This window comes from Streptomyces sp. AC627_RSS907, assembly GCF_019049165.1.
On sequence record NZ_JAGMUE010001051.1, the window covers coordinates 1 to 622 of the forward strand.

Genomic DNA, 622 nt, shown 5'->3' on the forward strand with positions numbered 1-622 from the left:
GTGGGGGCGCGGCCGGTCGGGGGCGGGGTGCGCTGTGCACAGCCTGTGGATGGGGGTGGGTGCTTTGTCCACCACGCCACCAAGGGCCCGCCGCGCTTGATCCCGCTTGGGAGTGGTCAGACCGCGCTGTCGAGTACCGCTCGCACCTCGGGCACCTCGGCGTACTCGGTCAACCGCGCCAGCACTACCCGGACCCGTTCCGCCGTCCGCTCGCTGGCCACGTCGGCGGACAGGCTCATGACCCGCGCGGCGGTTGCCGCCGCTGCCTCGGGCTCGTTGGCGTCGGCGTAGGCCACGGCGAGCCACGACAGGTACAGGGCGAGTTCCCGCGTGTGCGTCGCGTCGTACCGGCCGAGCACATCACGCAGGAGCGGTACGGCGCGGAGCGGTCGGCGTAGCTCGGTGTGGACGCGGGCTTCCATGATCTGGAGTTCGCCGGCGTCCACCCAGTACAGCCACGCCGGGGACTCGGTGCCCTCGCTGTCCTCGGCCAGCGCTTCCGCCGCCTCCCCCAGAGCCCGCATCGCGTGCTGCGCGTGCGCGCGATCCCCGGCTTTGGTGTGCGCCCAGGCCACCCGATCGAGGAACAGCGCACGGGCCTTGGGTGGCGCGTCCGGCCCGG

General features: G+C 73.3%; 1 pseudogene. It reads right to left on the bottom strand.

The window, feature by feature from the left end:
• Positions 1–116: 116 nt before the first annotated feature.
• Positions 117–622: pseudogene (locus tag KUM32_RS40205) on the bottom strand (transcriptional regulator); the annotation flags it as partial.